General features: G+C 66.6%; 6 protein-coding genes and 1 rRNA gene. All 7 read right to left on the reverse strand.

Annotated features, from left to right (window positions below; translation table 11 throughout):
- Positions 1-22: 22 nt before the first annotated feature.
- Entirely contained in the window at positions 23-982 is a 960-nt protein-coding gene (locus tag ACFVJQ_RS42330) for an FHA domain-containing protein (RefSeq protein WP_385516955.1), read from the reverse strand.
- A gap of 61 nt (positions 983-1,043) precedes the next feature.
- Complete coding sequence (locus ACFVJQ_RS42335; RefSeq protein WP_385791034.1) at positions 1,044-1,880, reverse strand: DUF881 domain-containing protein; 837 nt, start codon at positions 1,878-1,880, stop codon at positions 1,044-1,046.
- Positions 1,881-1,885: 5 nt separating this feature from the next.
- The gene (locus ACFVJQ_RS42340) at positions 1,886-2,218 is read right to left on the reverse strand and encodes a small basic family protein (RefSeq protein WP_003977440.1); all 333 of its coding nucleotides are present in this window, start codon (positions 2,216-2,218) and stop codon (positions 1,886-1,888) included.
- Complete coding sequence (locus tag ACFVJQ_RS42345; protein ID WP_385516951.1) at positions 2,215-3,132, reverse strand: DUF881 domain-containing protein; 918 nt, start codon at positions 3,130-3,132, stop codon at positions 2,215-2,217. Before ACFVJQ_RS42345 ends, ACFVJQ_RS42340 begins: the two co-directional genes overlap by 4 nt.
- A 106-nt stretch (positions 3,133-3,238) precedes the next feature.
- A complete protein-coding gene (locus tag ACFVJQ_RS42350) occupies positions 3,239-5,734 on the reverse strand; it encodes a sugar phosphate nucleotidyltransferase (protein WP_385516949.1) in 2,496 nt (831 codons plus the stop codon).
- 114 nt (positions 5,735-5,848) lie between these two features.
- On the reverse strand, positions 5,849-6,457 hold the full coding sequence (locus ACFVJQ_RS42355) for a CDP-alcohol phosphatidyltransferase family protein (protein ID WP_095751205.1): 609 nt from the start codon (positions 6,455-6,457) through the stop codon (positions 5,849-5,851).
- Between the two features lie 109 nt (positions 6,458-6,566).
- Positions 6,567-6,661 (reverse strand): 5S ribosomal RNA (gene rrf / locus ACFVJQ_RS42360); the annotation flags it as partial.

Consider the following 6,661-nt stretch of genomic DNA (forward strand, 5'->3'; position numbering starts at 1 on the left):
CCGGACGAAGCCCGGGGGACGGTCAGATGCCCTGTCGGCTCGCGTAGAAGACCAGCCGATACTTGCCGATCTGTACCTCGTCACCGTTCGACAGAGCGACCTGGTCGATCCGCTCACGGTTGACGTACGTGCCGTTCAGACTGCCCACGTCGGCCACCGTGAACGATCCGTCCGGGCTGCGGCGGAACTCCACATGCCGCCGCGAGACCGTCACGTCGTCCAGGAAGATGTCGCTCTGCGGGTGACGCCCGGCCGTGGTCAGGTCGCTGTCCAGGAGGAAGCGGCTGCCCGAGTTCGGCCCGCGGCGCACGACCAGCAGCGCGGAACCCAGCGGAAGGGCGTCCACCGCAGCCTGCGCCTCGGGAGAGAGCGTCGGCATCGGGGTCTGGCCGGTGGCCTCGGCGTCGTAGGCCTCGAGACCGCTGATGGAGATCGTGGAGGTCGTCTCGGACGGACGCTCGGCGACCGCACCCGCCCGCAACGGCGCACCGCAGTTGGAACAGAAGCGGCTGCTCTCCGCGTTGCGGTTACCGCACCTCGTGCACACCAGGGCCGACATGGACGGATCCTCCTGCCGCGGCTGCCCCGCCGGGGCATTGGACGCGTACGGGCCGGCGGAAAACCCTCCACCCGTACTTGAGGTTGACGGTTGCCCGAAACCTATGCCGCCGGACTGGGCAGGGTCAACCGTCGGCGCGCCCTGACCTCCGGAAATGTCACCGCCCGGACCAGCGACCTGGTCGCGGAACAGTGGGCGCTGGCCCTCTGCGTCAGGCTGTGCGCGATGACGAGCGGTGGCGTTGCCGCTGCCCTCTCGTGCGCTCTTGCCGAACAACTTCGCAAACAACTTCACGGGCGATTCCCCTTGACCTGAACAGACCCGCCCGTGGGGCAGGACGAACCCTGACTGCACACTCCGGCCGACCCGGACATCCTCACAACGTCCGTATCCACCAGACAGTTTCCACCACGCACCACCCATTCGGTGCGCCGACCCCCCGCAACCTCATGCCCTCGCCGGACGACCCCCATGCACCGCCGGTTCACTGGGAGGACGACCGAGCGTAGTCAGGTCGCTTCGCCACTCGCAAGGCGTCCACAACGATCTTGTCGGACCGCTCGACGGTCACGGTGGCCTGCTCCTTCTCGAGCGTCTGCACCACGCCTCCTGGAATGTTGAGCGCCGGTTCGAGGTCCTGCGGCTTGCCGATGACCTTGAAACGATAGGGAGCATTGATCTTGTTCCCGTCGACGCTGACACTCTGCCCGGAGTCGGTCAGATACGTGCCTGCGACCACGCGCACCCCGTTCACCTGGATCGCCTCCGCGCCGGCCGCCCGTAGTTCCTGGATCGCGTCGAGCAGCATGTCCGCCTCGACCGTCCCCTTCGTGTCGTCGATGGTCATCGTGATGCCGGGCCCCTGCGCCGCCACCGTGCCCGCCAGAATGCCGAGTTGCCGCTCCTTCTCGATCGTCTGCTTGCGGGCCTCCTCGGCCTGGTTGGAGCTGTTCTCCAACTCGTCGCGCTGCTTCTCGAGCCCCTGCTTCTCGTCCTCAAGACGCTGGGTACGGTCGTCGAGTTCATCGAGGATGCGTACGAGATCCTCCTGCCGCGCGCCCCGCAGCGCACTGTCTCCGTCGCTGTTCGAGGCGACCTGCACGGCCAGGCCGAAGCCGAGACCGAACAGCAGCAGCGCGACGATGAGTTGGGCACGGGTGACGCGCGGCGGCCACAGACCGTTCACGAGCCGCTGCCGGCCGGTGAGCGTCGGCTCGGACTCCTCCTCGGGGCGGTCCACCGTCGCCGTGGCCGTGGCCGGCACCTCGTCGGGCAGCTCCTTGCGCAGCCGGTTCTCGGCCGTCTCGTCCTGCTTGCTCATCGGCCTCACGCCCGGAACACGTGCCGACGGATCGCCGCGGCGTTGGAGAAGATGCGGATGCCGAGAACCACCACGACACCGGTGGACAGCTGCGCGCCGACGCCCAACTTGTCGCCCAGGAACACGATCAGCGCGGCGACGACCACGTTCGACAGGAACGACACCACGAAGACCTTGTCGTCGAAGATGCCGTCGAGCATCGCCCGCAGACCTCCGAAGACTGCGTCCAGCGCCGCCACCACGGCGATCGGCAGGTAAGGCTCGACGGCCGCCGGAACCTCGGGCCGGACCAACAGGCCGGCCACGACTCCCACGACGAGGCCCAGTACGGCGATCACGATGTGCCTTTCTCAGTTCTCGGCTGTGCTGACTCGGTTATCGGCTCTGCTGTGCGGACGATCACACTCGGCGCCGCCGGCAGCCGCACGTCGTCCTCCACGGAGATGCTGGTACGGATGCCGAAGTTCTCCTGCAGGGCATGCAGATAGAGCCCGTCCGCGCTGTTCTGGAACCTGGTGCTCAGCTGCTTGCCGTCGCCCACCGCGAGCACCGTGTACGGCGGCACCAGTGGCCGGTTGTCGACCAGTATCGCGTCACCCGCAGCCCTGATCGCCGACAGCGCCGTCAGCCGCTGCCCGTTGATCGAGACGGCCTCGGCGCCCGACTCCCAGAGTCCGTTGACCACCCGCTGCATGTCACGGTCACGCACCCGCCCCGTGTCGGAGAAACCGGACGTTCCGCGCGGGTCGCTGTCACCGCCGACGGCGGATTCCTTGGCGTCGTTCACGACCAACTTCACACCGGGGCCGTGCACTTCGGTGGCGCCCGACAGGATTCCCACCAAGTTGGTCTGATCACCGCCGCCGCTCTGCTTCAGCGCCTCGCGCTGGCGGGCGCTCACGTCGTCGCGCAGCTTGTCGACGTCGCTCTCCAGCGCGTCCGCAGCCGCGGTCTCCCGGTCGATCCGGTCGATGAGCTCCTCGCGCTCCTTGGCGACCACAGGAGCTGCCACCCGCGCCTGTGCGGCGCCGACGGTCACCACCAGGGCCGCGAGCACCAGGCCGGCAGCGAGACCGAGCTTCGCCCTGAGGGTCCTGGGCACGCCTTCGGCGCCCGCCGCCTGCTTCCTGGCCGCGGCCTCGGCGTATCCGTCGTCGAGGCTGTGATCCATGACGTTGGTGAGCAGCGACATGGACGCGTCCGGGCGTGCGGGGGGCGTGGAACTGCTCCGAACGGGGGGCTGCTGCGGCATGCCGCACATCGTCGCACGTCGCGACCGCTGCCTCCGCACGGCCCCACCGGCGTGCCGGACAGGCCCCCTTGGGGACACTTGTCCGGCACGCGCGCGTGCTGCCCGTTTACCGTCCGGCGCTGTCCACGACCGCCGACCACTCGTCGAGCAGGGCCTGCGCGGAGGCGTCATCCGGCCCTTCCGCCCACAGGTGGGTGACCGCCTCGGCCGGGTCTGGCAGCACCATGACCCAGCGCCCGTCGGCCTCCACCACGCGCACACCGTCCGTGGTGTCCACGTCGCGCTCTCCGGCCGCCTCGACGACGCGCCGCATCACCAGCCCCTTGACGGCCCAGGGAGTCGCCAGATCCCGCTTGAGGACGTGCGCCCTGGGGATCCGCGCGTCGATCTGGCTGAGCGTGAGTTGAGTACGCGCCACCAGACCGATCAGCCGCACGAAGGCCGCCGTACCGTCGAAGACACTGCTGAACTCCGGGACGATGAATCCGCCCTTGCCGTCGCCACCGAAGATCGTCGTGTCATCGCGCCCGACCCGCGTCAGGTCGTCAGGCGAGGTGGTGGTCCACTCCACCTGGGTGCCGTGATAGGCCGCGACCTGCTCGGCGATCCTGGTCGTGGTCACCGGCAGGGCGACCCGCCCACTGCGCCGCTCAGCGGCCACCAGGTCGAGCATCACGAGCAGCGCACGGTCGTCCTCGACGATCCGCCCCTTCTCGTCGACCAGTGACAGCCGCTCACCGACAGGATCGAACCGCACCCCGAATGCGGCCCGCGCGGACGCAACGATCTCTCCCAGCCGCACCAGCCCCGACCGCCGCGCATCCGCCGTCTCCGTCGGCCTGGACTCGTCCAGACCGGGATTGATCGTCAGCGAGTCCACACCCAGCTTGCCGAGCAGGCTGGGCAGCACAAGCCCCGCACTGCCGTTCGACGCATCGACGACGACCTTCAACCCGGACTCGGCGATCCCGGTCGTGTCGACATTCCGCAACAGCGACCCTGTGTACGAATCGAAGACACTGGCCGGGAAGTGCAGGTCCCCGATCTCCCCTGGGAACGCACGCCGGTACTCCTGCCGCGCGAACACCCGGTCCAGCTTCCGCTGACTCGCCTGCGAAAGGTCGGCTCCTCGTCCGTCGAAGAACATGATGTCCACGGAATCCGGCACCCCGGGCGTGGTCCGGATCATGATCCCGCCGGCGCTGCCCCGCGCCGTCTGCTGCCTCGCCACCGGCAGCGGTACGTTCTCCAGGTCCCGTACGTCGATGGCACTGGCCTGCAGCGCGGAGATCACCGCCCGCTTCAGCGCACGCGCACCACGGGAATGGTCACGGGCCGTGGTCACCGTGGAGCCCTTTTTCAAGGTCGTGGCATAGGCGCCGGCGAGGCGTACGGCCAACTCGGGCGTGATCTCGACGTTCAGAATTCCGGAGACGCCGCGGGCGCCGAAGAGATGCGCCTGCCCCCTCGACTCCCATATGACCGAGGTGTTGACGAAGGCACCGGCCTCGATGGTCTTGAACGGGTAGACCCGCACATTGCCCTGCACGATCGATTCTTCGCCGATGAGGCACTCATCGCCGATGACCGCACCGTCCTCGATCCGCGCCGCCCGCATGATGTCGGTGTTCTTGCCGACGACACAGCCCCGCAGATTGCTGTGCTGCCCGACGTACACGTTGTCGTGCACGACGGCCTTGTGCAGGAACGCCCCGCTCTTGACGACGACATTCGAGCCGACGACGGTGTGCTCACGGATTTCCGAGCCGGCCTCGACCTTGGCATAGTCACCGATATAGAGCGGCCCGCGGAGCACGGCGTCAGGGTGCACCTCGGCGCCTTCGGCCACCCACACACCAGGTGAGATCTCGAAGCCGTCGAGTTCGACGTCGACCTTGCCCTCCAGGACATCGGCCTGCGCCTTCACATAGCTCTCGTGCGTACCGACATCCTCCCAGTACCCTTCGGCGACATAGCCGTAGATCGGCTTGCCCTCCTTCATGAGCTGCGGGAAGACATCGCCGGACCAGTCGACGGGGACATCGGCCTCGACATAGTTGAAGACCTCGGGCTCCATCACGTAGATGCCGGTATTGACGGTGTCCGAGAACACCTGGCCCCAGGTCGGCTTCTCCAGGAACCGCTCGACCTTGCCCTCTTCGTCGACGATGGTGATACCGAATTCCAGTGGGTTGGGGACACGCGTCAGGCAGACGGTGACCAGCGCACCCTTTTCCTTGTGGAAGTTGATCAGCTCGGTGAGGTCGAAGTCGGTCAGGGCATCACCGGAGATGACGAGGAACGTGTCGTCCTTCAACGCCTCTTCGGCGTTCTTGACACTTCCGGCGGTACCGAGTGGCTTCTCCTCATTGGCATAGGTGAGCTCCATACCGAGCTCCTCGCCGTCACCGAAGTAGTTCTTGACCAGTGAGGCAAGGAACTGGACAGTTACGACAGTCTCGTTGAGCCCATGCTTTTTGAGCAGCCGCAGAACGTGCTCCATGATCGGCCGGTTGGCCACCGGCAGGAGCGGCTTGGGCATGCTTGAGGTCATGGGACGAAGGCGCGTGCCTTCGCCACCGGCCATCACGACGGCCTTCATGTCGGAAGCGTCCTCCTCGAAGAGACGACGGTCTAGCCGACTTCACCCGTCCGAATTGTCCCGCACTTTTCCCTCGCGGGCCATCGCACCGCTACGGCCGCACATTCGGCGAGCTCAATCGGTCATGGCGTCCGCACGAACCAGGCGGCGGACCTGCACCACATAGAGGACTCCTGCCCACCAGTAGAGGGTTGTACCCCATCCTGCGAACGCCCATCCGAAAATAGCAGCGAGTGACGAGATCCATCCACTTCCGTCACTGAGCAACAGCAAGGGGAAGGCGTACATCAGGTTGAAGGTGGCGGCCTTCCCGAGGAAGTTCACCTGCGGCGGCGGATAGCCGTGACGCCTGAGGATGCCCACCATCACCAGCAGAACCAGTTCCCGGGCAAGCAGTACAGCGGTCAACCAGATCGGCAGAATCTCTCGCCACGTAAGACCGACCAGGGTCGAGAGAATGTAGAGCCGGTCGGCCGCGGGATCAAGAAGCCGGCCGAGACTGCTGATCTGGTTCCAGCGTCGGGCAAGTTTGCCGTCCAGGTAGTCACTGATCCCGCTGAGAGCCAGCACCAACAGCGCCCAGCCATCGCTCTTCGGTCCCCCGAACTCGGGCCTGAGGATCAGCCACAGGAAGAGGGGCACGCCGACGAGCCGCGCCATGCTGAGGATGTTCGGGATGGTGAGGACCCGGTCCGTCTGGACGCGAGTCTCCTGGACCTCCAACCGGGGGCCTCCTGTCGAAAACGAGCCAACTATGCCCACTGACCTTACCTCAACGCAAAAAAGCTCTGGCTCTCGGGCCAGGTGCCCGAGAGCCAGAGCTCTAAAAGGAGTTCGGCGGTGTCCTACTCTCCCACAGGGTCCCCCCTGCAGTACCATCGGCGCTGTGAGGCTTAGCTTCCGGGTTCGGAATGTGACCGGGCGTTT

Origin of the sequence: Streptomyces sp. NPDC127197, from assembly GCF_042672405.1 — a bacterium.
Taxonomy (GTDB): domain Bacteria; phylum Actinomycetota; class Actinomycetes; order Streptomycetales; family Streptomycetaceae; genus Streptomyces; species Streptomyces flavusporus.

Excerpts from the sequence above, each read along its gene's own strand:
- ACFVJQ_RS42330 (WP_385516955.1), bottom strand. The coding sequence starts at position 982 with ATGGGTGGTGCGTGGTGGAAACTGTCTGGTGGATACGGACGTTGTGAG.
- ACFVJQ_RS42335 (WP_385791034.1), bottom strand. The coding sequence starts at position 1,880 with ATGAGCAAGCAGGACGAGACGGCCGAGAACCGGCTGCGCAAGGAGCTG.
- ACFVJQ_RS42345 (WP_385516951.1), bottom strand. The coding sequence starts at position 3,132 with ATGCCGCAGCAGCCCCCCGTTCGGAGCAGTTCCACGCCCCCCGCACGC.
- ACFVJQ_RS42350 (WP_385516949.1), bottom strand. The coding sequence starts at position 5,734 with ATGAAGGCCGTCGTGATGGCCGGTGGCGAAGGCACGCGCCTTCGTCCC.